The 26,247-nt window shown below is 49.1% G+C and carries 20 protein-coding genes; 7 read left to right on the top strand and 13 right to left on the bottom strand.

Annotated elements, in window-relative coordinates:
- The first annotated feature begins 18 nt into the window (after window positions 1-18).
- Window positions 19-225, top strand: coding sequence for a hypothetical protein (locus JGK11_RS04320; RefSeq protein ID WP_293210691.1), 207 nt, complete (start codon window positions 19-21; stop codon window positions 223-225).
- A gap of 4 nt (window positions 226-229) precedes the next feature.
- On the opposite strand, the gene JGK11_RS04315 is transcribed toward JGK11_RS04320, so the two are convergent.
- The 4 genes from JGK11_RS04315 to iscB form a co-directional block, all read right to left on the bottom strand.
- Entirely contained in the window at window positions 230-382 is a 153-nt protein-coding gene (locus JGK11_RS04315; RefSeq protein ID WP_293178506.1) for a chlorophyll A-B binding protein, read from the bottom strand.
- 126 nt (window positions 383-508) lie between these two features.
- Window positions 509-1,975 (bottom strand): ATP-binding cassette domain-containing protein, encoded by a 1,467-nt coding sequence (locus tag JGK11_RS04310; protein ID WP_293210689.1) that lies wholly within the window; start codon window positions 1,973-1,975, stop codon window positions 509-511.
- Window positions 1,976-2,258: 283 nt separating this feature from the next.
- Window positions 2,259-4,811, bottom strand: coding sequence for a DNA topoisomerase (ATP-hydrolyzing) (locus tag JGK11_RS04305; RefSeq protein WP_293189378.1), 2,553 nt, complete (start codon window positions 4,809-4,811; stop codon window positions 2,259-2,261).
- Window positions 4,812-4,875: 64 nt separating this feature from the next.
- Window positions 4,876-6,168 (bottom strand): RNA-guided endonuclease IscB, encoded by a 1,293-nt coding sequence (gene iscB, locus JGK11_RS04300; RefSeq protein WP_293178516.1) that lies wholly within the window; start codon window positions 6,166-6,168, stop codon window positions 4,876-4,878.
- A 1,475-nt stretch (window positions 6,169-7,643) separates the two neighbouring features.
- Between iscB and JGK11_RS04295 the strand changes: the two genes are divergently transcribed.
- Window positions 7,644-8,039: a response regulator gene (locus JGK11_RS04295; RefSeq protein WP_293153459.1), complete on the top strand. Its 396-nt coding sequence runs from the start codon at window positions 7,644-7,646 to the stop codon at window positions 8,037-8,039.
- A gap of 763 nt (window positions 8,040-8,802) precedes the next feature.
- Here the strand turns inward: JGK11_RS04295 and JGK11_RS04290 are convergent.
- From JGK11_RS04290 to rpoB, 4 genes are all read right to left on the bottom strand, one after another.
- Window positions 8,803-12,945 carry a DNA-directed RNA polymerase subunit beta'' gene (locus tag JGK11_RS04290; RefSeq protein WP_293210687.1) on the bottom strand — a complete coding sequence of 1,381 codons (4,143 nt, stop codon included), beginning with the start codon at window positions 12,943-12,945 and terminating at the stop codon, window positions 8,803-8,805.
- Between the two features lie 405 nt (window positions 12,946-13,350).
- Window positions 13,351-15,225 carry a DNA-directed RNA polymerase subunit gamma gene (locus JGK11_RS04285; RefSeq protein WP_293178522.1) on the bottom strand — a complete coding sequence of 625 codons (1,875 nt, stop codon included), beginning with the start codon at window positions 15,223-15,225 and terminating at the stop codon, window positions 13,351-13,353.
- 83 nt (window positions 15,226-15,308) lie between these two features.
- Window positions 15,309-16,400, bottom strand: a complete 1,092-nt coding sequence (locus JGK11_RS04280; protein WP_293210685.1) for an HNH endonuclease — start codon at window positions 16,398-16,400, stop codon at window positions 15,309-15,311.
- A 133-nt stretch (window positions 16,401-16,533) separates the two neighbouring features.
- Entirely contained in the window at window positions 16,534-19,920 is a 3,387-nt protein-coding gene (gene rpoB / locus JGK11_RS04275; protein WP_293178528.1) for a DNA-directed RNA polymerase subunit beta, read from the bottom strand.
- 102 nt (window positions 19,921-20,022) lie between these two features.
- Here rpoB and JGK11_RS04270 point away from each other — a divergent pair, with 102 nt between their 5' ends.
- Complete coding sequence (locus JGK11_RS04270) at window positions 20,023-20,166, top strand: hypothetical protein (protein WP_293178531.1); 144 nt, start codon at window positions 20,023-20,025, stop codon at window positions 20,164-20,166.
- A gap of 116 nt (window positions 20,167-20,282) precedes the next feature.
- Here JGK11_RS04270 and JGK11_RS04265 read toward each other — a convergent pair whose 3' ends face one another.
- The 3 genes from JGK11_RS04265 to rpsT form a co-directional block, all read right to left on the bottom strand.
- Window positions 20,283-20,492, bottom strand: a complete 210-nt coding sequence (locus JGK11_RS04265; protein WP_293178534.1) for a hypothetical protein — start codon at window positions 20,490-20,492, stop codon at window positions 20,283-20,285.
- A 31-nt stretch (window positions 20,493-20,523) separates the two neighbouring features.
- Window positions 20,524-21,303 (bottom strand): TatD family hydrolase, encoded by a 780-nt coding sequence (locus tag JGK11_RS04260; RefSeq protein WP_293178537.1) that lies wholly within the window; start codon window positions 21,301-21,303, stop codon window positions 20,524-20,526.
- 224 nt (window positions 21,304-21,527) lie between these two features.
- Window positions 21,528-21,827 (bottom strand): 30S ribosomal protein S20, encoded by a 300-nt coding sequence (gene rpsT / locus JGK11_RS04255; RefSeq protein ID WP_293178540.1) that lies wholly within the window; start codon window positions 21,825-21,827, stop codon window positions 21,528-21,530.
- 467 nt (window positions 21,828-22,294) lie between these two features.
- Between rpsT and JGK11_RS04250 the strand changes: the two genes are divergently transcribed.
- The 4 genes from JGK11_RS04250 to JGK11_RS04235 all read left to right on the top strand — a co-directional run bounded on the left by JGK11_RS04250 (window position 22,295) and on the right by JGK11_RS04235 (window position 25,377).
- Window positions 22,295-22,507, top strand: coding sequence for a hypothetical protein (locus tag JGK11_RS04250; protein WP_293178543.1), 213 nt, complete (start codon window positions 22,295-22,297; stop codon window positions 22,505-22,507).
- Window positions 22,508-22,695: 188 nt separating this feature from the next.
- Window positions 22,696-24,000, top strand: coding sequence for a histidinol dehydrogenase (gene hisD, locus JGK11_RS04245; RefSeq protein ID WP_293178546.1), 1,305 nt, complete (start codon window positions 22,696-22,698; stop codon window positions 23,998-24,000).
- Between the two features lie 325 nt (window positions 24,001-24,325).
- Window positions 24,326-24,751, top strand: coding sequence for a universal stress protein (locus JGK11_RS04240; protein ID WP_293210720.1), 426 nt, complete (start codon window positions 24,326-24,328; stop codon window positions 24,749-24,751).
- Between the two features lie 173 nt (window positions 24,752-24,924).
- On the top strand, window positions 24,925-25,377 hold the full coding sequence (locus JGK11_RS04235; RefSeq protein WP_293210683.1) for a hypothetical protein: 453 nt from the start codon (window positions 24,925-24,927) through the stop codon (window positions 25,375-25,377).
- Window positions 25,378-25,420: 43 nt separating this feature from the next.
- Here the strand turns inward: JGK11_RS04235 and JGK11_RS04230 are convergent, their stop codons facing one another.
- Window positions 25,421-25,834, bottom strand: a complete 414-nt coding sequence (locus JGK11_RS04230) for a DUF6575 domain-containing protein (protein ID WP_293210680.1) — start codon at window positions 25,832-25,834, stop codon at window positions 25,421-25,423.
- A 9-nt stretch (window positions 25,835-25,843) separates the two neighbouring features.
- A complete protein-coding gene (locus JGK11_RS04225; protein WP_293210678.1) occupies window positions 25,844-26,236 on the bottom strand; it encodes a hypothetical protein in 393 nt (130 codons plus the stop codon).
- Window positions 26,237-26,247 lie beyond the last annotated feature (11 nt).

The following is a 26,247-nucleotide window of genomic DNA, read 5'->3' as shown; positions in this document are numbered from 1 at the left end:
CTCGCATCACCCAAAAGAGTGATTTACTCTTTTGGGGTGGAACCCCCTACCCCAAAAAGAGCGATCGCTGTTAAACATTGTACTGCTCAATGCACGACGGCAATTAGCTATTTGCTGCGGGTAAATTCTCCTGCAAAAATTGCGCTGCTAAAAACGCACGGGCAAAATTTTGGGAGTCCCCAAAAGAACTCCCAAGCTTTGCAGTGTCTGAAAAGTTTTAACTAGAAAATTAGATCAGGCCCCAGAAGTGCAGCACGCCTTGACCGGAAACCAATTCAATGATGACAGCGGCAGAGAAACCAATCATTGCTAAACGACCGTTCCAATTTTCAGCACCTGCGCTGAAGCCCCAGTTCCAAGCGTTGCGTTTTTGTTCTTGCATAGTGCGAACTCCCTTCATTAACTTTTGTAAGGCTCATGTTAATTAATATAACAGTTACTTGAAAAAAATGCAAGTTTGTGATGTGTGATATCGATCGCAAAGGTCGATCGACCTTTCTCCTGTTTCCTACCGAGGAAAAATCGCCAATTCGGTATCAGGATCGAACAAGTGAATTTTGTCATGGGCGATCGCCAGCCAAAGCTCCTCGCCAACACGGATCGATCGCTCGGGAGGCACCCGCACCTGCATCCGCACAGCCCGATCGTCAGTCAAACACACCCGCAAATAAGTTTCGTGTCCCAAAGCCTCCACAATTTCCACTTGTACCGACAAATTTTTGGTAGCAGGAGGGTTAATGCTGAGATGTTCCGGGCGAATGCCCAAAATCAGTCCTCGCCCGTCATATTTTTGTAAATTTTTCGCCCAAATATCGGGTAAAGTAAAGCGAAACTGCGGGTGAGAAATCAACAGCGGGGCGGTAAATTGGACAGGCAAAAAATTCATCGGTGGAGAACCGATAAACTCAGCCACAAACAGATTAGCTGGCTTGTTGTAAAGATCCAGAGGCTTAGCGACTTGCTGAAGCTGGCCAGCATTCATAATAGCAATGCGATCGCCCATAGTCATCGCCTCAGTTTGGTCGTGAGTCACATAAATAGTGGTAGTGCCCAACTGCCGCTGCAACTGCACAATTTGCGATCGAGTTTCCGCCCTCAACTTCGCATCAAGATTTGATAGAGGTTCGTCCATCAAAAACACTTGAGGATTTCGAGCCATCGCCCTACCCAAAGCCACCCGCTGCTTTTGTCCTCCCGAAAGTTGTTTCGGCAAGCGATTTAAAAGCGGTTCTATTTGCAATAATTGAGCTACCGCCCTAACTCTTTCTCCTACCGCCTTTTCCCGTTCCGACAAATAGCGCAAACCCGGAGGAAGCTTGCGAGTTGCTCCCACTAAAAAGTCCTCCCCTAAAGTATATATTCGCTCTTTGCTTACAGTATTAGAAGCTAAATAATTAATCCCCTCTTCTATCTTATTCCTGATTAGTTCTACCTTCTCCCTTCTTCCTTTTTCTGTCACTGTCACTGTCTCTGCTTCCTCATTCCTTCTTCCCTCTTCCCTCTTCCCTCTTCCTTCTTCTCTCTTCCCTCTTTTTACCTTTAGCGAAGCCGAAAGGCCTTCTTCCGACTTCCCTCTTCCTTCTTCCTTCTGTGAGCGGCGCAATCCAAAGGCGAGATTATCGTAGACTGTTAAGTGAGGATAGAGAGCATAATTTTGAAACACCATAGCGATATCTCGGTCTTTTGGAGGTAAATCATTAACGAGCCGATCGCCAATCCAGATATTGCCGGCTGTCAAAACTTCCAAACCTGCGATCGATCGCAGCAAAGTGCTTTTTCCGCAGCCCGAAGGCCCCACCAACACCATGAATTCCCCGTCGAGGACGGTCAGGTTAATCCGCCGCAAAACAGTGTTAGACGAAGAGCTAGGAGTCTCTGTTGAGACACTTTCTGCGACGTTGTTTGCTACTTTTTCCTGTTCTCCTTGGCGGAGGGGAAAACTTTTGTAGATATTTTCTAATACAACTTGCGCCATCAAACGATTTTAGATTTTAGATTTGGAGGAAGGAAGAAGGAAGAAGGAAGAGGGAAGAGGGAAGAATAATGGGAGAATTTCATTTTTGTAAAAATAATTTTTTCTTTTAGTGTGATCGTCCCCGGTCGCTTGCCGATCTAACCCTCGCGAGCGGGGACAGCACTATAAAAACAAAACTGAGATGCTCCCCAAATAATTACCCATTACCAATGACTACTGACTATTGACTACTGACTACTGACTATTGACTACTGACTACTGACTACTGACTACTGACTATTGACTATTGACTACTGATAACCTTGATAATTCTTTCACCAGGATTGAGGTCAAAAACCCGATCGCCCGGAGCATCCTTCCCCCAAAAAGCTATAGCATCAGTAGTCGATCGCAGCAGGCGGCCAGCAGTCGTAAAAAGTTTAACATCCGTACCCGGAACAGCCCGCAGCAATCCAACCAAAGCATCTTTAGGCTCTGCAAAGCGAAAAGCTTGAGTGCCAATTTCGCCGCGGTTAGTCAGCCTGACAGAACCCGCAGGCATTCGTTTAGCCCAACCCAACTCCGAAATTAGCACCAGACTGTCCTCCCGGTCGATCGTAATACAACCCACCAACTGTTCCTGCTTCCGCAACCTGGTGACTTGAGAACCCTGGGCGGTGCGGCCCATGGGCGGCAGTTGTTCGTCATCAACATCAAATCGGAGGACTCGACCTCCCGAAGTTGCGACGACCACTTGGTCGCCAACTTTGCTGAGACTAGCATTACGCAGTCGATCGTCCTCCTTGAGTTTAACAACAGTCACGCCGCGATTAGTCAGCTCAGCAAATTCCTGCATCGGCAAGCGCTTAATTTTGCCTTGTTGAGTCAGAGTTACTAAATCCGCAGCCTCCGAATTTTCCGGCAAAATAAAGTGTGCAACTGTGATTTCCGAGAAAGCACGACCCGCACTTTCTTTAGTAGCACTGGGCGACAACAAACTAACAATCGGCGTTCCCCGGTCTTTTTGGCTGCTACTAGGAATATCAGCCACTTTCAGCGGATAAGCTTTGCCGTTAGGAATTAAGACGACCAAAGTGCGATCGGTTTTTGTCAGGTTTGCCGTCACAATAAAATCTTCATTTTTTTCTAAAGCTGAAACCGATTTTTCGCGACTTTTCGAGCGCGGGCGTTCCGCAGCGGGCAATCGTCTCACGTACTGCTTGTGCGAAAATTCAACAATAGTTTCCTCCGGTTCAATATCGGGCAATAAATTAGGTGAAATTGTTGCCGGCAACAAAGGCTTCACACCAGCATTTTTCTTGCCAGCCGGTTGTGTTTGTGCAGTTCTGGCGCGTCCGGTTCCATTGGCAAATTTAGTGCGACGTTCGTCAGCGTACTTGCGTTTTAGCGATCGCAATTCCTTCTTTAAAGCCTTCAAAAGTTCGCGCCTGTCGCTCAACAACCGCTGCAATTCTTGAATATTCCCCATCAACTCATCCAACTCAGACTGCAAATTTTGCCTTTCCATACCAGTCAGCCGACGCATCGGCATCGCCAAAATCGCATCAGCTTGACTTTCGCTCAGATTAAGGCGAACTTGGAAAGTTTGCTTAGCAGTAGTCCCGTCAGGAGCATTTCTGAGAATGTCGATCGCAGTATCAAGATTTGTCAAAGCCAACATTAAGCCTTGGACAATGTGACAGCGACGTTCTGCCGCCTGCAACTCGTAATTGTAGCGGCGGGTGAGAGTCACTTCTCGGAAATCGAGAAATTCTTGCAACAATTGTCTCAAGGTCAACTGTCGGGGTTGACCGTTGACAATTGCCAGCAAAATCGCGCCAAAATTTGTTTGCAGGTCAGTTTGTTGGTAAAGACGAGCCAGCACCGCCTCTGGAGTAAATTCTCGTTTAAGTTCAATTACAACTCGAATGCCTTCGCGATCGCTCTCGTCACGCAAATCAGAAATACCGTCGAGGCGGCCGGCATTCACCAACTCCGCCACCTTTTCAATCCAAGCTGCCTTATTTACCTGAAACGGAAACTCCGTCACGACGATCGCCGTTTTAGTTCGCACCTTGCGATTCCCAGGCACTTCTTCCACCCCAGCTATACCCCTGACCGCAATGCTACCTCGACCCTTAGTGTAGGCATCAACAATGCCCTCTGTAGAGACGATTTCCCCTCCGGTCGGGAAATCCGGGCCCGGAATTAGTTCGATCAACTTCTCATCCGAGATCTCCGGATTTTCAATCAAAGCAATTAAACCGTCTACCACCTCGCCCAAATTGTGCGGCGGGATATTAGTAGCCATCCCGACAGCAATGCCAGTACAACCGTTGAGCAACAGAAACGGCAACTGAGCAGGGAGCGCCGTCGGTTCCTGCTGCGAACTGTCAAAGTTATTAGTAAAATCAACAGTTGCGTCACCGACTTGGGTTAGCATGGCTTCGTGGGCGATCGATGCCAGTCTAGTTTCCGTGTAGCGCATCGCAGCAGCAGGGTCATTGTCCACCGAACCGAAATTGCCGTGACCCGCCAGCAAAGGATAGCGGCTCGAAAACTCCTGAGCCATTCGCACCAGAGCGTCGTAAACCGATTGGTCGCCGTGGGGGTGATATTTTCCCAAAACATCTCCAACTACCCGGGCGCACTTGCGGTAAGGTCGGTCTGGTGTCAAACCGAGTTCGTGCATCGCGTACAAAATTCGACGGTGCACAGGTTTTAAACCGTCGCGGACATCAGGCAAAGCTCGCCCGACGATCACACTCATGGCATATTCGAGGTACGATTGCTGCATCTCGGCGTGCAGAGGCGTAGAAATTACTTGCCCGGAAAGTAGGTTGAGTTGTTTAGCCATGAGTCCTTATGTCTAATTACTAGATAGCAGAATATCGGAGTATTCTGGGGTGAAACGGAGTGAACTAAAATCGATATGAGTAGCCGTCCTGTCGGTGAATAAACTTCACGTTTTTTATGGTAGAAACTCCAATACGAAACTGATTAATTAAAACCTCAAAACCCTTTGCAGTAGGTTTTTTCACTCGCGCCGTATAGGTTCCGGCTCGTGAATTCTTGCGGTCAGTATCCAGCGTGAACTTAACTGTATCGCCTGTTTTGACGTGCTTGTATCGTACTCGTGTATTTTTCACTGCTGGGAACCCGTGTTTGTTGACTCGTATTTCCTGCCTTGTGCCGTGCCCAAAACACGTGACAATCAGAGGCTGAGTTGTTCTCAATTGAATCGAGCGACCAGATTTCCCGACACAGGCGGCATCAATGCTGTGTGACTTCTCTAAGCCCTGTTGAGTGCGGTTGAATTTAGTTCTGCCGCCCGTCCAACACTTCACCGTGTCGCATAGCTCTTTTGCCATCCTGACAATGGCAAAACGGGTTGAATTCACTGCTGCTGCATCTTTAAGGGGTTGCTTGGCTTGTGCAAGAATACGTTGTAGCAGGTCGGGTTTGCCCGAAAGGAAATCTTGGATATCGCGATTCCCCTTCTTCTGGTTGCACGGAACACAGGAAAGAGCAAGGTTGCTGACTCGGTTTGACCCACCTTTTGATTTAGCCTGAATGTGTTCTACTTCCAGGGGGGTATCGGTTGCACCGCAGTACGAGCATTTTTGTTCCCACTTTTCTAGTAGATATTGCTTCACCTCATAGCCAGCCAGTTCACCCGCTTGATATTGCACTCCACTAATCTCAGGATTCTGCATCAGTTGTGTGTCAAACCGGACTTGCTCAATCTCAATCTCAGTGATGGGACTGTAGCGCATGAATCGCTTAATCCAAGTTTCTACCGTTTGAACTCTATGTCGCAAGCTGGGGGCTAACCATCCTGTAGGCTGCTTTCGATTAAAACGCTTTGCTCGATATCTAAGATTGCGCGAACGCCGCGAGCCTCGCACGCTAGCCCGTTGTTTGAGGTCAGCGCTGATTTGCAATCCTCGATGCTTTAGTTCCATGCCGAAGACAATATCTTCACCGCATTGAATGGCGAAACCCGTCCATTTAGAACCTGGATCTATTTTGAGCCGATAGGGTTTGAGTGTGGGATTGAGAATCTGTTGCTTGAGGACGATCGCAAACGGATATGATCTGTACACCGCTGCTTTTTGTTTGGTCAACAGCTCTCTAGCACGGGCAGGATGCACCATGTTGAGGAACGTCCTGTCGTGATTCAACAGGAAAACGTAATTAGCTTGAATTTGCATTTCTGCATCTGGGGACTTGGTAATGTTTGCATCGATTGGCTTACAGGCTTGTTACCAGGGTGCGGTGTTCCACGTTCAGAAGCTACGCGATGTTCCTCCCCTGACGCTTGAATCTTGCCCGAATTGATTGAGTCATGACCCTCCAGCGGCTATCACACTCTTGGTGTGTGTGAAATCTGGTGTAGCAGGGTACTCCGAATTACTCCGTTTCCCTCGAATTACTCCGCTTCTTTGCTACTCTATGTTGCCGACCTTTGTGCCTACCTGTCTATTTACCCGCCGCCGCGAGAAGGTTGATTCACAGTCATACTTTTCCTTATAATCGCTCACAAAGGCAGATCGTTCAGAATTCAGCCGGGTCAAATCTATCCGGGCGAACTCTCAAGCCTCTGACACCAGCTCGATAGCGGTCAAAACTGAGAATGGCGAATCCCCAACCATCCCCGCTATATTGGGTACTCCGATCCGAATGGGAAGGCCCGAGTAGGTCAATCAACATTGCTTGACTCTAAGAGCAAGAAAGAAAATAATTGTCAAGGCTCCGGGACTCCCATAGCAGTTACAAAAAGTAATGGAACTGCCCTCAACCTCAGTCCACCTTCATACCCCTATCCGAGCGATCGTCCCCAGTCTAAAATCTAAAATCTAAAATGGTACAAGTTGGAGTCCTGACCACAAGAGAGGATAAGCAGTAGCAATCCCGAAATTGTCTGCGATATTCGGGGGAGAGAGGGAGATTCTCGGTCGTCGGGGAGAAAATGTAACCGTGAAGGGGAATAGAGAATTCAAATATACAATTTAAATCGACAACAGGTTACTAAAAACTTGCTACCGGGGGATCGTGAGACGAGCGTCAGTGTCAGGTCTAGTTCTAAAAAACAACTAAACACTCTATCTAAGGTAGACAATTATTTGAAATATTCTAGTAGACTGTGGTAGATTGTAGTAATATCAATAGGTTCACCCTATTTTACGTTAAAGCATTTCCGCATCTAAGCGCGGATGTATTGTAGCAGACTGACTGAAGAATATACATCTAAAACCTGTTCAAAGTATGGACAGAACCACAAAAAGTTAGAAGGTAACCAACAGTTTGTCCTTCTTGCGGTCATGGCATCGGGCGTGATATGAATGGCACTTTTAGCCTTTTTTTAAAGGCTGTGACAGATCCGCGACACAAAGGCGTAAGATTGCATCTTACCAATTGTGCCATACACAGTAAAGGTTGATTTTCAGCTTCTACCGGGTTAAATGTATCTGTTTGTTTGTATGTAGTAGTCTAAATGATGGTAATGGATGCTTCTGGGCATCTGTACACCCTCTCACGGTAGTCGCTCAAGGAATATATGCGGGTTTTGCAGGGTTCCCGGCTGATGGCGCTAAAAACTCTGCATTTTTGACGGGGAATCTAATCCTCGTGCCGTGTTCCTCTTTTGACTCATGTCGCAAAGTTTCCATACTTCCCATATTTATTTATGAAAACCGTTCTGATTGTAGAGGACGATTTGGTTAATGCTCGAGTTTTTTCCAAAATACTTACTAAGCGGGGGGGCTTAGCTGTCAAGCACACGGAAAATGTTGAAGAGGTGATGCAGATTGCTGCGGCCGGCCAAGCTGATTTGATTTTAATGGACGTGTCTCTTTCGCGCAGCGTGTACCAGGGAAAATCTGTTGACGGCATTAAGATTACTCAACTGCTGAAAGCTGACCCGCAAACCGCCTCGCTCCCGATTATATTGGTGACGGCTCACGCCATGGCCGGTGATAGAGAAACTTTTCTGGATCAAAGCGGTGCCGACGGTTACATCTCTAAACCCGTAGTAGACCATCAAGAGTTTGTCGATCGGATCAAGGCTTTGCTCCCTGAGTGAGCGCACCATATTTGAAGAAGGAAGTTCAGCAACGGATTCGTCGGCTGTCGGATGTAACAAATGTAACGGAGGGAAGCCACGAAGTTTGTAGTTTAATACGCTTGGGTTAGCGGTCTTTTACCGAAAACTTGGCTTCTTCAGCCCCGTCCTTCTAGGACGGCTTTTATTTGATCGACTTTTTAAGAAAAGTCTTGATATTTCTTAAAGACCTAGTGTTCAATCTAACCTACGAATTCGTGCTTAAACCCACATCAGAACAAATAGTTATTTTCGCAGACTGGCTTGAATAATGCGAGCGTGTTTATAATACCATTTTGACAAAAGATTGCGACATAATAAATGTTTTGTTTGGTCGCTTGTACCATTGTGGTCAGGTGCGGCTCTGTCAAATTGTCGATATATAGCTACGAATTTTTCGTGGATCCACAGCCTACAACTAATGTTGTATTAATTTTGAAAATTGGTATTATAAGGAAGAAATAATTTTATTTATAGTTTGATTCAAACAATTAAAAATTTTAATTTTCAAGTTTTATTGAATTCTGATTTATGCCTGCGGCTGAATATCTTCTGCCTTCTTTTTTCGGGCGATTTGATGTGCCGATCGCACTTTCGCCTGTGAATTTTGAATTTTAAGTTTTGAAACCAAAAATTTAAGATTTTTCAACCAACGCTTGCGCCTGTTGGTTGGGAGGATCTCTCAAAAATTGCCGCGCAGTTCAGGATCGCTGGCTGCGCGGCAATCTATCTCAAAACACTCGTTTTAGTCTTCGTCCTCGTCGAAGTCGTAACCGATATCATCATCATCATCGGCGATCGCGCCTAAGGAATCATCATCAGTATCAGGGACAAAATCGTCCTCATCAACCTCAACTTCCTCAAAATCCTCCTCGGAGTCAACATCAGGGGCGCGGCCGACATCAAAAGGACTCTCGATCGTATACTTGCGGCGGGCAGTGCGATCGTCCAACACGACATCTTCCTGCAAATCCTGGATGTCGTCGTCAAAGACAGCACCCTCAAAACCGGCATCTTGAACGCTGGCATCCTCATAGGCATTGAACCCAGTTCCAGCAGGAATCAGGCGGCCGATGATCACGTTTTCCTTGAGGCCGCGCAGCCAGTCGGATTTGCCTTCGATCGCAGCTTCGGTGAGCACCCTTGTGGTTTCTTGGAAGGAAGCTGCGGAAATAAAGCTGTCGGTATTGAGCGAAGCTTTGGTAATCCCCAGCAGCACCGGGGTGTAGTCGGCGGGGGCGCCGCCAGTAATCGACATGGCTTCGTTCACCTGTTCGACTTGCCGCAGTTCGACCAACTCGCCGGGGAGCATGGTGGTGTCGCCGCCGTCCTCCATGCGGACTTTGTTGGTCATCTGGCGGACGATTACTTCGATGTGTTTGTCGGAAATATCCACGCCTTGAGACTGGTACACCGATTGCACTTCGTTGACGAGGAAAGTCTGCACCTGCTGGAAACTCTCCAAAGCGGCCTCGAAGGTAGGTTGGCGCTCTTTGAGGACTTGGAAAAATACTTCGAGAATTTCGTGGGGGTTGGCGGGGCCGTCGGTTAAGGCTTCGGCGACGCCAACGCGCTGTCCGTCGGAGACGATCGGGTTTTGGCCTGGTAATAAAGGATATTGCTCGATTCGGCCGTCATCCTCGACTACGGCGAGTTCCACCACATCGTCGTCGGTGACTACCTGAGCTGTCCCCGGGCGCTTGGCTAAAATGCAAGCTTCCTTCGGTTTCCGCCCTTCGAGCAATTCCTCAATCCGGGGTAAACCTTGAATGATGTCCCCAGTTTTGGCTCGCTCGAATACGAGGATGACTAAGTTGTCGCCGCGTTGCACCAAGTCGCCGTCGTCTACGTGGAGCACCGCACCCCCGGAAACTCGGTAGGGACGGGCTACGCGCAATACTATTTTGGCTTCTTCTCCGTCATTGGAGGTTGGTATAACTTTCACGACTTGACCGGACTCTTCCAGAATTACTCCCGGCGCTACTTCTGTACCGGCTACGAGTAATTGACCGGGACTCACCTCGGGCGTACCCGCTACTGAAACTGTGACTGAATCGGCATCCCGCATGACTAACAACCGGCGGATGGGTTCGCCCTGTCCTTCGCGGATGCCCCGGACGATGCCGGCTTCTTTGCAGAGAATCTCGGTGCGGGCGACTACTGCGCTGGGGGCGATCGACTGTCCGTCTTCTACCAATAGTCTGGTGTGGGTGCTGCCTTGGGTCGGATCTGCCGATACGTCCCGCCGAATTACCAGCGATTCCAAAATCACTAACTGCAAGCGGAAAATCCGAGACGGCGCTGGGACTTCTTCGCCTTCGACGAGAGCTAGTTCTTGCGACGCCACCGCCGCTTCTGAGCCAACCCAAGCTGGGCCGGAACCGTCGGCTCCAAAAGCTAAGGCGTCCCCATCGTCGGGCAGGAGTTCGATATCTGCTGCCAGTTGCGGCGCGCCGGAACCAATTTCTAAGATGAGCTGAGTCCGCAGCAGTTCGAGTCCTTCGACTGATTTGACGCGCTCTCCGTCTTTGTAGGGGAGGCGTTGGACTGCTTTGAGGGCGATCGACTCGTTGAGGGCTGTTTGGGAAGGTATGGGCGGTTTGTCGGGTACGGGGTACTCGACTACGGGGCGCAGCAGCAATGCTGGGCCTTGGGGGGTTTCGATGTATTCGGCATAGCCCAATTCTTCGGCAATTAAGCCGGGGAAGATTTCTTGACCGGCACTGACTATTTGACCTTCGCCGTAAGTGAGCGGCGGGCGATCGACCGAGTGCAACGTTCCGGGCTTGATCACGATTTCCCGGAGGATGTCGTTTTTCTGGGTAACTTCTACGGCGCCGCTGGTTTGGCAGAAAATATCTTTGACGACTTCGGTGCCGGCTTCGACGTACTGGCCGTCTTCTACTAGGAGTAGGGAGATGTCTTTGTTGACTTCGTGGCATTCTTCGGGAATCCACAGCAGGGTGCCGCCTTTGACGACTTCGTAGCCGAGTTTGGCTTTGCCGCGCTTGTGGACTTCGACTCCGGCGTATTTGACGATGCCTCCGGTGGCGGTGCGGTAGCTGTCGTCGAGCAGTTCTGCGACGACTTCGCCGTTGATGACTTTGCTTCCTGGTGCTGTTTTGAGCGAAAACCTTTGGTTGGAGGCGGTTTCGATGATGTAGTGTTCGCGGCCGCCGGCGCTTTCGGCGCGGACGATGGCTTGGTCTAGAAGGACTTGAGCGGTGATGATTTCGATTTCTCGCTCGTCGGCGATGCGGACTACGCCGCCGTGTTCGGAGACGAGTTTGGTTTCGGCGATGACGCTGTTGGCTGCGATGCGATCGCCATTTTTGACTGCTGGTTCGGCACCCGGGAGCAAGTTGTAGACTTCACCCGAGAGAATCCAAATCAGTCCGCCTCTGCTGGCGGTGCGGGTGGTATTGCCTTGACGGTCGGTTTTTTCTTCTGGTACTAAGTCGGCAAATTTGGCTTCGCCGGCCAAGTCGGAGGCTACGTCTGTTGTGACTTTTTCGGTGGTTTTGCGGGCGGCGCGTCCGACGATCGGCACTTCTGCCAAAACTTGACCGGGGATGGCGCGCTGTCCGTCTTTGACCATCAGGGTCGAACCTTGGACGATCGCGAATTCTACTTTCAGCTTCTGATTTTTGGCGCCGGATTTGCCTTCTTCGTAGCCTTCGCCCTCGAATACGAGTTTGCCGTTGTTTTCGGCGACGAGGGCTTCTTCACCGTGTCTGGTACGGAAGGCGCGGGTGCGTAAGTTCTTAAACTTGGCGACGCCGGGAAATGGTGCGCGTTCTTGTTTGGCGACTTCTCCAGTAAATACGCCGCCTGTGTGGAAGGTACGCATGGTGAGTTGGGTTCCTGGTTCCCCGATCGACTGGGCGGCGATAATCCCGATCGCTTCTCCCATGTCCACCATTTTTAGGTGCGCGAGGCTCCAACCGTAGCAGCACTGGCAAACGGAACGGGTGGCTTCGCAGGTTAGGGGCGATCGTAAATAAACTTCTGGCACTCCAGACTTACCGATTTCTCCTGCCAATTCTTCTGTAATCGGCTGGTTGCGGGCGGCTCTTTCGTTCTCAAAAGTCACGATTTCTTTGGTTTTGGGATTGACCACATCTCGGGCCAACACCCGCCCCAGCAGCCGATCTTTCAGGGGGATGAGCACGGTCGCACCGTCGGTCATGGGGCGGACACGAATCCCGCGTTGGGTGCCACAGTCTACTTCGCGCACGATGACATCTTGGGATACATCGACTAACCGACGAGTCAGGTAGCCCGAGTCGGCGGTGCGGAGGGCGGTATCTACTAAGCCTTTGCGCGCTCCGTAGGACGAAATGATGTATTCGGTAACGGTGAGTCCTTCGCGGAAGTTGGTTTTAATTGGCAAGTCGATGATTTCCCCTTGGGGGTCTGCCATCAATCCGCGCATTCCGACGAGCTGCCGCACTTGGGAGATGTTCCCCCGGGCGCCGGAGAAGGCCATCATGTACACCGAGTTGAGCGGGTCTGTGGCTCGGAAGTTTTTGACTACTTCGTCTTTGAGGTCTTCTGAGGTGCTGTTCCAGGTGTCGATTACTTTTTGGAAGCGTTCGACTTCGGTGATTTCGCCTCTGGTGTATTTTTGTTCGGTGATTCGGATTTCTTCTTCGGCTGCTTCGAGCAGTTGTCGTTTGATTGGCGGTACTTGCAGGTCGTCTACGCTAATTGAAACTCCCGCTCTGGTCGCAAACCGAAAACCCAAGTCTTTGAGTTTGTCGGCCATTTGCGCCGTGCGGGCCGTTCCATAGTTCATGAATGACCAAGAGATTAATTTTTTGAGCTGACCTTTGTCAACAACTCGATTGCGAAAAACAATTTCCTTATTTTCCTTATTTTCTGTCATTTTTCTGCTGTTAGTAATTTAGTCATTGGTCAGAAGTGCGAGCTTAAGAGCTCGCGAACCTTGTCATTAGTCATTGGTCAGAAGTGCGAGCTTAAGAGCTCGCGAACCTTGTCATTAGTCATTGGTCATTGGTCATTGGTAATTAATAGAATTTCAGCAGCCTAACATCGATATTTAGGGTTTGCTTTGTCTACCTTGCCGCTAAGTCGCACCTCATTTTTTTCGCCTTTAGGACTTACCAATTACCAATTACCAGAAAGAATTGGTTGAAAGCCCCAAGTCTTTGAGGGAGAAATTAAAATCAGACTATTCATTACTCCAATCCTCTTCCTTCTAGGTAAAGGTCGCTCTCAAACTGTCAACTGTCAACTGTCAACTGTCAACTGTTGAACAATTACCCAATTCCTAATTGTTAATTACCGATTCGATCGTTTGGTGATAAATAATCCTGCCCGGAGTAGTCCGAATAAACTGATTGATCCTCTTACCCTCTGCATCTTCCCGAACGCGGCGGAACTTGTATTCTTTCGTCACAGTACCGTCAGTCGATCGCTCCACCTTCAGCGGTTCACCTTCGGGTTCTGTGTTTTCGATCGCGCCTTGAAACCTCACCCACACGTAGGAGTGCAAGTCCACGACTCCTTGTTCGTAAGCTACAACCGCATCATTAAGATTAGAGAAGTAATGACCTGCTCCTTTTTGACCGTTAGGATTGTCGGCTGTCAAGTAATAGCAACCGAGCACCATATCTTGAGAAGGAGTGACGATCGGTCTTCCAGTTGCCGGCGACATAATGTTATTAGAAGCCAACATCAGCAAGCGCGCTTCAGCCTGAGATTCCAGAGACAAAGGCACGTGTACCGCCATTTGGTCGCCGTCAAAGTCAGCGTTAAAAGCCGGACAGACTAGCGGGTGAAGCTGAATCGCCCTCCCGTCCACCAAAATCGGCTCAAAAGCTTGAATCCCCAAACGGTGCAGCGTAGGAGCCCGGTTCAGCATGACAGGGTGTCCTTCAATTACCTCTTGCAGCACGTCCCAAACGCTGGGATCGTTGCGTTGAATCAGTTTTTTGGCTGCTTTGATGTTGTTGACGAGTCCTTGGCGGATCAGGCGGTGGATGACGAAGGGCTGGAAAAGCTCGATCGCCATTTCCCTCGGTAAACCGCACTGATGAATCTTCAGTTTCGGCCCCACCACAATTACCGAACGTCCAGAGTAGTCAACCCGTTTACCCAGCAAGTTTTGCCGGAAACGACCTTGTTTCCCTTCAATAATGTCCGACAGCGACTTCAGCGGACGGTTGTTTGCGCCCACCACAGTCCGGCCACGGCGGCCGTTATCAATTAGCGCATCCACAGCCTCTTGTAACATCCGCTTTTCGTTGCGAATGATAATTTCCGGCGCCAGAATTTCTTGCAATCTGGCCAAGCGATTATTGCGGTTAATAACTCTCCGATAAAGGTCATTAAGGTCACTGGTTGCAAAACGTCCACCGTCTAGCTGTACCATCGGCCGCAAGTCTGGGGGAATCACCGGAATCACATTGAGTACCATCCAATCGGGATGAGAACCCGTAGCGATAAAGTTGTCAATTACCCGCAAACGTTTAATTAACTTCGCGCGTTTTTGACCTTTAGCATTAGCAATATCTTCCCGCAGCTTTTCCGCTTCGCTTTCTAGCGGAATATTTTGCAGCAAAACTTGCAAAGCTTCCGCACCAATGCCTACTTCTACGCCTGTCAGCGTGGAATCTTCGCTGTAAAGTTCATCTTCTATTTCCAGCCAAGCATCTTCGGTGAGCAATTGCTTGTATTGGAGCTTTTCAGCATTACCAGCATTCAGCACAACATAGGCATTGAAATAGACAATTTGTTCGACATCTCGCAGGGGCATATCTAACAGAATTGCCATGTAACTGGGGATGCCTTTGAGATACCAAACGTGAGCCACTGGAGCTGCTAATTTGATAAATCCCATGCGGTGGCGGCGGACACGAGATTCAGTGACTTCCACACCGCATCTCTCGCAAACAATGCCTCTATGACGCACTCTTTTGTACTTACCACAATGACATTCCCAATCTTTTGCAGGCCCAAAAATGCGCTCGCAAAACAACCCGTCCATTTCCGGTTTTAATGTTCTGTAATTTATGGTTTCTGGTTTCACGATTTCGCCTGTAAGCTGACCATTGGGTAAAGTTCTCTCTCCCCATTGTCGAATTCTTTCTGGTGAAGCTAACCCAATCTTTACGTAATCAAATCGTTGTTCTATCTTAGCCATTCTAGACTCCAATCGATGATTTACTTGAAATTATTTGCTCTAATTAATCTGTTTTGATTGATTGTTTGCCAATTACATCAATATCAGACTCCTTTATATGTGGCATTAGTTTTAATGTCATAAATGACATTTTTGGACACTCCCAATTCGCGAGAAATTTTAGCAAGAGATTCTCCAGCTTTAATTCTTTCTCGCACATCCTGTGCTTGAGCAAAAGTCAGCTTGCGATCGAGATATCCACCCATACGAGGAATCGGAACCTCTTCGCCTGCTTCCTTCCAAGTGATGTGATACTTAATATTGTGTATAGTTATCGGATTTACGCTGTATGCTTCAGCTAGATCCTTCATTCTTTCTCCTGCTGCTAGTTTTTGCCGGATTTCTCGCACTTTTTCCCAGTCTAATTTGGCATTGGAAAGGGGATGACTTTTTCCTTGGGTGCGTCCTTTTTGGGAAGCATCTAATAAATTCTGAGAACGAGTACCAGCCCAGAGGTGTTCTGGATTAATACAACTGGGAGTATCGCAAGTATGACAAGCATCCATATAAGTTGGAAGTTCACATCCTAATTTCTCTGCTAAAACAGCACGAGTCACTGTTGCCTGTTTCCCATCTTTTGTTAAATACCTGCCATAGCCGGCACCGTCTTTTGCGCCTTGGAAAATTATGCAGCCGTTATCTTGAATTTCTCCTACAAAGCGTGGGGAAACTGTGGTGAAATTATCGGGGATATTTGCCTGAATTATCTTAGTAATAGTTTCATGTTGTACCCCATACTCTTTTGCTAGGTGGTTCTTTGCTGTTCCAGATAAATATTTAGTCTGAATTTCCCGCAGTTGTTGGATAGACAATTTACCACTTCCCGGAATACTTTTGCGTCTGGGAGTTTTGCGATCGCGCCCCATCATCTGTCCGGTATTCTCAGCAGCAGACCCCGCTACGAGATGTTCCGGGTTGATGCAGCTTCGATTGTCGCAGGTGTGGCAAGCAAAATAACTGGAATCGAGGAATCCTGTTATTTTCGATTCGAGGACTAAGCGGTGGACTAATACCGTTTTGCCATCGATCCACTTACGCCCGTAACCGTTACCAAACTTACTGCCTTGCCAATTAATACAGCCTGTCTCCAGGTCTAATTCTCCTTCAATTCCAGGGATAACTGTTACAATAATCATGTCAGCGTCTCTCCTTGTTAGAGCGTTGATTCGCCTCAGCAGTGGTACGAACACTGTTGAGGCATTTTCATTTGAGAGTATCGATTAAAGATTTTAGATTGAATGTTGCCAAAAAATCTAAAATCTTTAATCCCTAATCCTCGTCGAGTTCGTCGCGAGAAAGCGATTCGTAAGTAGGCCTGGAGGGCGATCGCCGCCCACCAGCATCCGCCATCAAATCGACTTCTACGTGCTCGCTGCCTTCGTCGTTCGTATTCACCTTGTGCACGGCAATGTCCAAGCACAAAGACTGCAACTCCCGCATCAGCACCTTAAACGATTCCGGCGTACCGGGGCGCGGGATGGCTTTGCCTTTGACGATCGCATTCAAGGCTTCATTTCTACCCTGCATATCGTCCGACTTGACAGTCAGCAACTCTTGCAAAGTATAAGCTGCGCCGAACGCTTCGAGAGCCCAAACTTCCATTTCTCCGAACCGCTGACCCCCCTGCTGCGCTTTGCCACCCAAAGGCTGCTGCGTTACCAGCGAGTAAGGCCCCGTGCTCCGGGCGTGGATTTTGTCATCTACCAAGTGGACGAGTTTGAGCATATAGGCGATGCCGACTGTGACGGGGCGATCGAACGGTTCGCCGGTGCGGCCGTCGTAAACTATAGTTTTGCCTGGGTGTTTTTCGTTAAATACCCAAGGTTTGCCAGTTTTTTCGCGCGCCTCCTCTAACTTGCCGTGAACGGTTTCCCGCGACTTTTCAGCGCCGTGCATTTCGTCAAACGGCACCATCTTGAACCGCATTGACAAATTTTCGCCCGCCCAGCCCAGCAAGCACTCGAAAATCTGACCGACGTTCATCCGCGACGGTACGCCCAAGGGGTTGAGTACGATGTCAACCGGAGTCCCGTCGGGCAGGTAGGGCATATCTTCCATCGGCAGAATCCGGGAGACGATACCTTTGTTACCGTGGCGGCCGGCCATTTTGTCGCCGACTTGAATCTTGCGTTTTTGGGCTACGTAGACGCGGACTACCATGTTGGCGCCGGGGGGCAGTTCGTCGCCCTGTTCCCGGGTAAACACGCGCACGTCCACCACGCGGCCTTTTTCGCCGTTAGGGACGCGGAGGGAGTTGTCGCGCACGTCTCGGGCTTTTTCGCCGAAGATTGCCCGCAGCAGTTTTTCTTCCGGCGGTTGGTCGGATTCGCCTTTCGGAGTGACTTTCCCTACCAAAATGTCGCTGGCTTCTACCCAAGCACCTTTGCGGATGATGCCCTGTTCGTCTAGCTGGCGCAGCGCGTCTTCGCCGACGTTGGGAATTTCGCGGGTGATTTCTTCGGGGCCGAGTTTGGTTTGGCGGGCTTCGATTTCGTATTTCTCGATGTGAATCGAGGTGTATACGTCTTCGTACACCAAACGCTCGCTAATGAGCATGGCATCTTCGTAGTTGTATCCCTCCCAGGGCATATATGCTACGAGGATGTTGTGGCCCAGGGCGAGTTCGGCGCCTTCGGTGGAGGAACCGTCGGCGAGCACTTGACCGGCTACGACGCGATCGCCCTCATAGATCAAAGGACGCTGGTTTAAACAGGTATCCTGGTTCGATCGCTGATATTTTTGCAATTCGTGTTCGATGCAGCCGGCATATTTTTGCTTCCACACCGAGGGCTGCTTGGTTTTGAGCTCGTCGTATTCGCGAATCATGAAATGTTCTTCGCTGGAATTCGACTCGGCATCTACCGCTAGGGGCTTGACAATAATCCGGGTGGCATCGATGTAAATTACCTCGCCGTTGACCTTAGAAACTACCACCATCCCGGAATCTCGGGCGGCTTGAGCTTCCAAGCCCGTACCCACAAGGGGACGTTCTGGTTTCAGTAGCGGCACAGCTTGCCGCTGCATATTCGATCCCATCAGAGCTCGGTTGGCGTCGTCGTGTTCCAAGAACGGAATCAGCGATGTCGCGACGGAGACGATTTGCACTGGCGAAATCGCCATGTAGTCCACCTGCATCGGGGTGGTGGTGGTGAACTCTTGGCGGTAGCGCACGGCTACGGTTTCGCCCAAGAGGTTGTTGTTTTCATCGAGGCTGATGTCTCCGGGGGCGACGCGCAAGTCGTCTTCTTCATCGGCTGTCATGTATACGGGGGCTTTGTCCCGCAATACTTGTCCTTTTTCGACTGGGTAAAAAGGAGTTTCGATGAAGCCGTAGGGGTTGACGCGGGCGTGGGTTGCCAAGGAGCCGATGAGTCCGGCGTTGGGGCCTTCTGGTGTTTCAATGGGGCAAATCCGGCCGTAGTGGGACGGGTGAATGTCCCGCACGGCGAAACCGGCGCGTTCCCGAGTCAAGCCTCCTGGGCCGAGGGCGGAAAGCCGGCGTTTGTGGGTCAGTTCTGCTAGGGGATTGGTTTGATCCATGAACTGGGATAGCTGCGAGGAACCGAAGAATTCCTTGATTGCTGCTACCAGCGGTTTGGGGTTGACCAGGGAAGCGGGGCTGAGGGAGTCGGCGTCGGAAACTGTCATCCGTTCGCGGATAATCCGTTCTAGGCGGTTCAATCCGACGCGCACTTGGTTTTGCAACAGTTCGCCGACACTGCGGACGCGACGGTTACCTAGGTGGTCGATGTCATCGGTTGAGCCGATGTCGAATTCCAGGTTGATCAGATAGTCGATCGCCGTCAAGATATCTTGGGATGTCAGTACCCGCATCGTATCGGGGACTGTCAACCGCAGTTTTTTGTTGAGTTTGTAGCGGCCTACCCGGCCCAAATCGTAGCGTTTGGGGTCAAAGAAACGCGAATTGAGGAGCTGTTCGCCGCCGGCTACGGTGGGGGGTTCGCCCGGACGCAGTTTGCGGTAGAGCTCCATCAAAGCTTCTTCTTCGCCGAACTGTCCTTCTTTCTCGATCGTTTTTTGGAAGTATTCCGGGTGGCGCAAACTGTCGTAGATTTCGCCGTCTGTCAAGCCTAGGGCTTTGAGCAGAACTTGGGCCGACAGCTTGCGGGTTTTGTCGATTCTCACCCAGACTAAATCGTTTTTGTCTGTTTCAAATTTCAGCCACGCGCCGCGGTTGGGGATGAGACTGGCGTTGTAGGAACGGCGGCCGTTTTTGTCGGTTTCTGATTTGTAGTATACGCCTGGGGAACGGACGATTTGGTTGACGATGACTCGTTCCGCACCGTTGATGATGAAAGTGCCGCGTTCGGTCATCAAAGGCAAATCGCCGATGAAGACTTCTTGCTCTTTGATTTCGCCTGTTTCTTTGTTAATCAAGCGGGTGGGGACGTACATTTGCACCGAGTAGGTGCTGTCCCGGCGCTTAGCTTCGTCTACATCGTATTTTGGGCGCTTGAGTTTGAAGTCTTTGCCGATGAAGTGGAGTTCCAGCTTTCCCGTGTAGTCTGTAATCGGGGAGAAGCTGTCTAGTTCTTCAATCAGTCCGGCTTCTAGGAACCAGCGAAAACTTGCCCGCTGGATTTCGATCAAGTCGGGCAAGGTGAAGGCGAATTCTGTGTAATCTTTAGTCGTCATGGGTGTCCTTTTTCCGCAGTGGCTCTAGCTTTTTACATGGCGCCAAGGCTTGGCGTTTTTACCTTGTTGCGTTTTTTTGATGGATTGTGTGAGAGAATTTATATGATGTTTTCGATCGCCTACCAACTGCTGCAACGGTTGTTTTTATTGGTTGCTCGCATTATTTTTGTGCGGGTTCTGGCTGCGATCGAGATTCTTTTAGCTCCGATCTCTTGGTACTCCAGGGTAAATCCCTTACACATTTGACTCCTAAAATTGACTTTACAGCTATTGCCAAATTGCTGAGGTTCCAAGTTGCTTGTAATGTGTAAAATTGAGTGTAAGTTTGAGGTATTGCTTGACGTTTTTGTCTGTCCGGAAGATTAGCGCGCCCTCGCCCAAGCTAGCAGTTCGGCGACTGCGACGGCGCCCGCAAGCAAGCGATCGCCCGATCGGTCGGTTCTTTTTATTATTATAGGACGCAAATCCGATCGCACTACGGCAACTCCCAAAGAATCTGAGATTAAGGATGAATCCGGTTTTTGTATCAGGATATAGATGGGATTTTTCCTATCTTTTCCCCCGAACTCCACCTGTTTTCCTCGTTTCTCTATGCGCTAGTAGCTAAAGTGACAACCCGAATAGCTGACAGGCATTTTCGGTTGTCTGCTGGGACAAAGTCAAGAGAGAAACTCCTCTCAATTTAGCAACTTGCTCGGCTACGTAGTAGACGTAAGCTGGTTCGTTGCGTTTTCCCCGCTGGGGTACGGGCGCGAGAAAAGGACAATCTGTCTCGACTAGGATGCGATCGCTATTTACCATACAAGCTGATTCTTGTATTTGCAAGGCTTTTTTAAAGGTGACTGTGCCGCTAAAACTGATGTAGAAACCCAGGTCTAAAAACCACTGGGTTTCTTCGGGTGTACCTCCCCAGCAGTGCATCACCCCGCGTACTGGGCCGCGTCTTTCCCAAAAGTTCCGCAGCATTTCGGCCATTGGGGCGGCGGCGTCGCGACAGTGAATAATGACTGGTTTGTCAAGTTCCTGGGCAATTTCAAGCTGTGCCTCAAACACTTTAAACTGGTGTTCGCGATCGTCAGCCTTAAAAAAGTCTAGTCCAGTTTCGCCGATCGCCACTACCCGAGAGTCAGAACTTGCTAATTCCCTAATCAGGCTTGCAGTTTCGTCTTTCCACTTGGCGGCATCTAGGGGATGAAGCCCCACCGCAAAAGAGACTTCTGCAAACTGATTGGCAATTGCTTGAATTCCAGCAAACTCTTCGGGTTCTACACAAGAATGAACCAATCGAACTACACCAGCTTCGCGCCAGCGTTCTCGAATGGCTTCTAACTCCGACTTGAAAGTCTGAAAGTTGATATGAACGTGAGTATCGATGAGCTGCATGGGGGAATGGGAGAGTGAGAGAGTAGACGAGGGGGAGAGTGGGAGAGGGGGGGAGTGGGAGAGGGGGAGAGGGGGAGAGTGGGAGAGGGGGGAGAGGGGGAGAGGGGGAAAATCTTCTCTCTTCCTTCTTCCTGCTACTTTTTCTTCTTCTTCCTTCTTACTTCCTGCTGCTTTTTTCCTTCTTCCTTCTTCCTTCTTCCTTCTTCCTTCTTCCTTCTTCTGTCTTAGGATGCTACTTGTGTTTCGTGTGGCTTGATGGTTCTTGCCAAGCGGGACTTTTTGCGAGCGCCGTTGTTGCGGTGCAGTACACCTTTTTTCACAGCTTTGTCTATTTTGCTGTAGGCCTCAGACATCCGCTGCTGGACTTCTTGCATTAATTCTGGTGTCGGAGATGCGGCGTATTTATCGACGGCTGCAAAATACTTTTTCATCAAAGTTTTTACCGCTGACTTGTACGACTTGTTGTACAAGCGGTTGCGCTCGGCGATTTTGACTCGTTTGACGGCGGACTTAATATTTGCCATAGTTCAGTTTGTGGAAGTAGGTATTGATTGATACATCATAGTCTCAAGATAGTCTCAAGACACGGAGATTTTGAGGGACAATCTTTTCGGGTGGGAGCCACAAAAAGCTTGATTTTTTTAAAGCTGAGTCAGCCATGAGCCGATCGATCGGATTCAAGCTGAGCCTGGGGCTACTTTTTCAAGGGCGATCGCGCAATAATTTTTAATTGACTCATTTAACTGCCTTTTTTTTTACCTCTGACGATACCCAAAGGTATGACAAGGGTGCGATCGAGGCGTCTTGCGGGGTTTCCACCGTCACGAGTTAAATTCACGGTTTATTGCGCGCAATTTTCAAGTATACAATAACTTGGCGTTTTTTTATAAAAAATTATCAGGTGTCGAAAAAACTAATATAGCATCGATTCGGCTCAAAATCCCATTCCCTGAAAAATCCAAGTTAAGCTATAACAAAGAGTACGGGTTATTTGGGCTTCGTCGAAGGAAGAGGGAAGAAGGAAGAAGGAAGAAGGAAGAAGGAAAAGGGCAGAAGGAAGAAGGAAAAGGGCAGAAGGAAAAGGGCAGAAGATTTTTCCCTCTCCCCCTCTCCCCCTCTCCCCCTCTCCCCCCTCTCCCCCCTCTCCCCTCTCCCCCTCTCCCCCTCTCCCTCCGCACCCGATTCTCTGGCGAGCAATTTCTAGAAAAGCTCTCAGTGTTGCAAAATCATCGACAGAGATTTATAACGCTGCACTGAAGCCTTAGAAACTCCCGCGAGTCTCGCGGTTTAAGCTTGTGGGCTGGTGGTGGCTGACTTGTCCAGGAGATAGCCACAAAAATCCCCAATTGTCAAGCAAATGTTAGTGAATTATTGACGGCATTCCTAATCTCCATGCTGCGAATTATTACTCAGTGGGTTGAGGCGCAAGCTGAACTGCGACGAATCTGCGATCGCACCCACGACGAACTTGTTATTCACAAAGAAGCCACCGTGCGCGAGGTGCTGCAAGCTGTAAGACGCAAAGGCGATCAGGCTGTGCTGCAATATACTGCTGAATTTGACCGCATCACCCTAAATGCGACAGATTTGCGCGTGAGTGGCGCCGAATTGGATGCTGCTTATCAGCAAATATCGAAAGAATTATTAAATGCGATCCGGCTTGCTTGTAAACAGGTAGAGGCGTTTCACCGACAGCGTGTGCCCAAATCTTGGGTGCAGTTTGGTGATGACGAGATTGTTTTGGGTAAGCGCTACACGCCAGTCGATCGCGCGGGAATTTACATCCCTGGCGGTCAGGCGTCCTATCCCAGCTCGGTGATCATGAATGCGGTGCCTGCGAAGGTCGCCAAGGTGCCGAAACTGGTGATGTGTACTCCCCCCGGACAGGAGAAGAAAATGAATCCTGCGGTGCTGGTAGCGGCTCAGGAGGCGGGAGTTGATGAGATTTATCGGGTTGGCGGGGCCCAGGCGATCGCAGCTTTGGCCTACGGTACCGAAAGTATTCCCAAGGTAGATTTAATCACCGGGCCGGGGAATATTTACGTCACGCTGGCGAAAAAACTGGTTTACGGAACAGTCGGGATCGATTCTCTGGCGGGGCCGTCGGAGGTGCTGATTATTGCTGATGCTACGGCGAATCCCGTACACGTGGCTGCGGATATGTTGGCTCAAGCTGAACACGATTCGATGGCGTCGGCGATTTTGCTGACGGCGGATTCGGTGTTGGCTAGAAAGGTGGTGGCTGAAGTTGACAGACAATTGGTAAATCACCCGCGCCGGACTTTGACGGAAAAGGCGATCGCCAATTACGGTTTAGTTGTAGTAGTTGAGTCTCTGAAGGCGGCGGCGGAACTATCTAACGAGTTTGCTCCCGAACACTTGGAATTGCAAGTGGCAGATCCCTGGGCCCTGCTCGACCAAATTCGGCACGCTGGGGCGATTTTCCTGGGCTGTTCAACACCCGAAGCTGTGGGCGATTATTTGGCTGGCCCGAATCATACTTTACCGACATCTGGTGCTCCGCGCTATGCTTCGCCGCTGGGTGTGGAAACTTTTATGAAGCATTCGAGTTTGATTCAATATTCGCCGGCTGCACTTAAGAAGGTGGGTAGGGCGATTAATGTGTTGGCGGAAGCTGAGGGTTTACCTTCTCATGCCGATTCGGTGCGCTTGCGGACTGAAAATGAGGGAGGGTGATGAGTTTTAGATGGTAGAGTTGAGGTTGGCGATCGAGATTTACGCACTTCGGGTTTAAGAAACCCGGTTTCTTTCAATAAGCTGTTGCACATTTAAATTGTATATTCGGGACGGGCTAGAAGCCCATCCCACAAGAGTTTTTAAGTGATTTTTGACATACAATTTAAATGTAGGACAGCTTATCTTGCTTAAATGACGCAATTATGTTAAGAAACCGGGTTTCTGTGTAGTAATGATGCTGTTGGTGGGAAGCGCTAAATTGTGGAAAGTAGGCGACTATCAATGAGAAGTTTAAAGTCTAATATCTGAGATTTAAAGGTGCATTATATTGGATACTCTTTTGGTGGCGATCGACAATTCTGAGTTTGCAGCACAGGTTTTGCAAGCTGTGGGGCAGTTTAAACTAGAACCTACGGCGAAGGTGATTTTAGTTCATGTTGTGAGTTCTGATACGCTGGATTTTGATGCGGTGGTCGATCGACCTCACGCTCAGGGAAATGAGATTGCTTATCGAGAAGTAGAGAAGTTGTTGCAATCTTATCAGGAAATGTTGCCTTGCCAGAGTGAGTTGGAGATTGTTGCGGGGGAACCGGCGCAGGAGATTTTGCGTTTGGCGAATATTTATAAAGCGGATTTAATTGCGATCGGCTGTCGGGGTTTGACTGGTTTGAAGCGGATTTTGGAGGGTTCGGTGAGTGCTGAGGTTGTGGCTGAGGCTCCTTGTTCGGTGTTGGTTGTGCGGGCTAAGTAGGGGGAATTGAACCGCAGGGATTTACAGGCGAGACGCCTGTTTTACATGGAAAGATAGCTATAAAACAGGCTCTCTTTTGGTTTGAAGATTCTGCTTTTGTTGAATCTTCTCTGCATAAGAGCTATAATGTTCTACGGCTTCCTTGTCCAAATCACTATTTTGGAGAAGGAAGCATGACAATTATTCAAAATTATTTTGATAAACTTTATACGATCGCCAGTGATTACGAGCAGCCGATCGCCTTTGATGATAAAATGGTGATTCCGACACGCAATCTCGGCATTATTCCAGGACATCCGCTGAATCCCTCGCCACAGGAAACCATCTTTATCCCCAAATGCTGCTTAGTCTTCGAGAAAGTCAAAAAATCGGTTCGCGAACTCTGGCATTATGTTGCTGAACCGCCTGAATCAGGTCACTTCAAAGCTGTGGAACCTTCTACTTTGATTGTCGATGGCCCGTTTCCCGATATCACCGAACCAGTACAGTCTTTTTTCATAGAAGGAGTAATGCTGGTTCCCCATGCTTGGGTGAGTTGGGAGATTGAAAGCGTGTCGTTTTATCTGGAATTGGATAGTACAAATCAAGCTGATTCAATTGAAAAAGAGTTGATTCAGGTGAATTAGATTGAAGTTAATTTTTAGTGGTAAATTTCAAATAAAACCAGACTCATTTTACCTCTTGCTTTTGCAACAACAACAATGCAGGCAGAGGTTCGTTCCCAAAATCAAGCAACTCACCAGCCACAGGTAGCCATTCATCATTTATTTCTTGGCAAGAAACGGCTATTATCCTATCAAAACTATCGTCGCAGGGGATGATAACTTCATAAACAAAACCATCCTCAGCGGTCAAAAAAGCATCTCGTATATCAATACTTCCACACCGAACCCGTTTAAACCGACCTATAGACATGGGAACATAAAGCCATTTTCCCATTTCTTTTGTTTGGCTTGCCCAAACCGCAAGAAATATCTGTTCAGACGCATTTCGGCAAGCAAATAGGCACGGTACATCGTAATATTCGTACACTTCTATAATTTCCAATTTGCCTAGTTGAGTAGACTCTGGAAGCAGGCTCATAACTATACCTCACTCAGTGACATCAACAGCTTCAAATAAAGTCAAGGCTTCAACGTTAACTGGAACCCACCAACTGTGGTGAGAATTCTTAGTACCCGGCGAGGGAGTGTGCTTGATTCGTCCTGAATCGGGAGTCAAATTTGCCACAGCAACTTTCATATTTTTAAACCGACCAGTTCTGCGGTTAACCGTGACATCATCTCTTGAACTAAAAACAGAGAGTGCACAGGAACGGCATTCTTTTTCACTGTCAGGAAATTGCCGATTTGGGTACAGTTGGCGGACTGTCAAAAAATCATCAGCCGTTGCAGAATCTTGTTCAATCAGGCGATAAACTCGATCGCACGGCCCTTTAGCGTCGTTTGGTGGGCAATCAGGTGGGAAACAGTCGGGCCACTCCATTTGATAACCTC

This window comes from Microcoleus sp. PH2017_34_RAT_O_A (assembly GCF_020737885.1).
Classification (GTDB): Bacteria; Cyanobacteriota; Cyanobacteriia; order Cyanobacteriales; family Microcoleaceae; genus Microcoleus.
The sequence above is the reverse complement of the archived record's forward strand: the minus strand, read 5'-3'. Positions and strand labels throughout refer to the sequence as shown.

Excerpts from the sequence above, each read along its gene's own strand:
- JGK11_RS04315 (WP_293178506.1), bottom strand. The coding sequence starts at position 382 with ATGCAAGAACAAAAACGCAACGCTTGGAACTGGGGCTTCAGCGCAGGT.
- JGK11_RS04310 (WP_293210689.1), bottom strand. The coding sequence starts at position 1,975 with ATGGCGCAAGTTGTATTAGAAAATATCTACAAAAGTTTTCCCCTCCGC.
- JGK11_RS04305 (WP_293189378.1), bottom strand. The coding sequence starts at position 4,811 with ATGGCTAAACAACTCAACCTACTTTCCGGGCAAGTAATTTCTACGCCT.
- iscB (WP_293178516.1), bottom strand. The coding sequence starts at position 6,168 with ATGCAAATTCAAGCTAATTACGTTTTCCTGTTGAATCACGACAGGACG.
- JGK11_RS04295 (WP_293153459.1), top strand. The coding sequence starts at position 7,644 with ATGAAAACCGTTCTGATTGTAGAGGACGATTTGGTTAATGCTCGAGTT.
- JGK11_RS04290 (WP_293210687.1), bottom strand. The coding sequence starts at position 12,945 with ATGACAGAAAATAAGGAAAATAAGGAAATTGTTTTTCGCAATCGAGTT.
- JGK11_RS04285 (WP_293178522.1), bottom strand. The coding sequence starts at position 15,225 with ATGGCTAAGATAGAACAACGATTTGATTACGTAAAGATTGGGTTAGCT.
- JGK11_RS04280 (WP_293210685.1), bottom strand. The coding sequence starts at position 16,400 with ATGATTATTGTAACAGTTATCCCTGGAATTGAAGGAGAATTAGACCTG.
- rpoB (WP_293178528.1), bottom strand. The coding sequence starts at position 19,920 with ATGACGACTAAAGATTACACAGAATTCGCCTTCACCTTGCCCGACTTG.
- JGK11_RS04270 (WP_293178531.1), top strand. The coding sequence starts at position 20,023 with ATGATGTTTTCGATCGCCTACCAACTGCTGCAACGGTTGTTTTTATTG.
- JGK11_RS04260 (WP_293178537.1), bottom strand. The coding sequence starts at position 21,303 with ATGCAGCTCATCGATACTCACGTTCATATCAACTTTCAGACTTTCAAG.
- rpsT (WP_293178540.1), bottom strand. The coding sequence starts at position 21,827 with ATGGCAAATATTAAGTCCGCCGTCAAACGAGTCAAAATCGCCGAGCGC.
- hisD (WP_293178546.1), top strand. The coding sequence starts at position 22,696 with ATGCTGCGAATTATTACTCAGTGGGTTGAGGCGCAAGCTGAACTGCGA.
- JGK11_RS04235 (WP_293210683.1), top strand. The coding sequence starts at position 24,925 with ATGACAATTATTCAAAATTATTTTGATAAACTTTATACGATCGCCAGT.
- JGK11_RS04230 (WP_293210680.1), bottom strand. The coding sequence starts at position 25,834 with ATGAGCCTGCTTCCAGAGTCTACTCAACTAGGCAAATTGGAAATTATA.
- JGK11_RS04225 (WP_293210678.1), bottom strand. The coding sequence starts at position 26,236 with ATGGAGTGGCCCGACTGTTTCCCACCTGATTGCCCACCAAACGACGCT.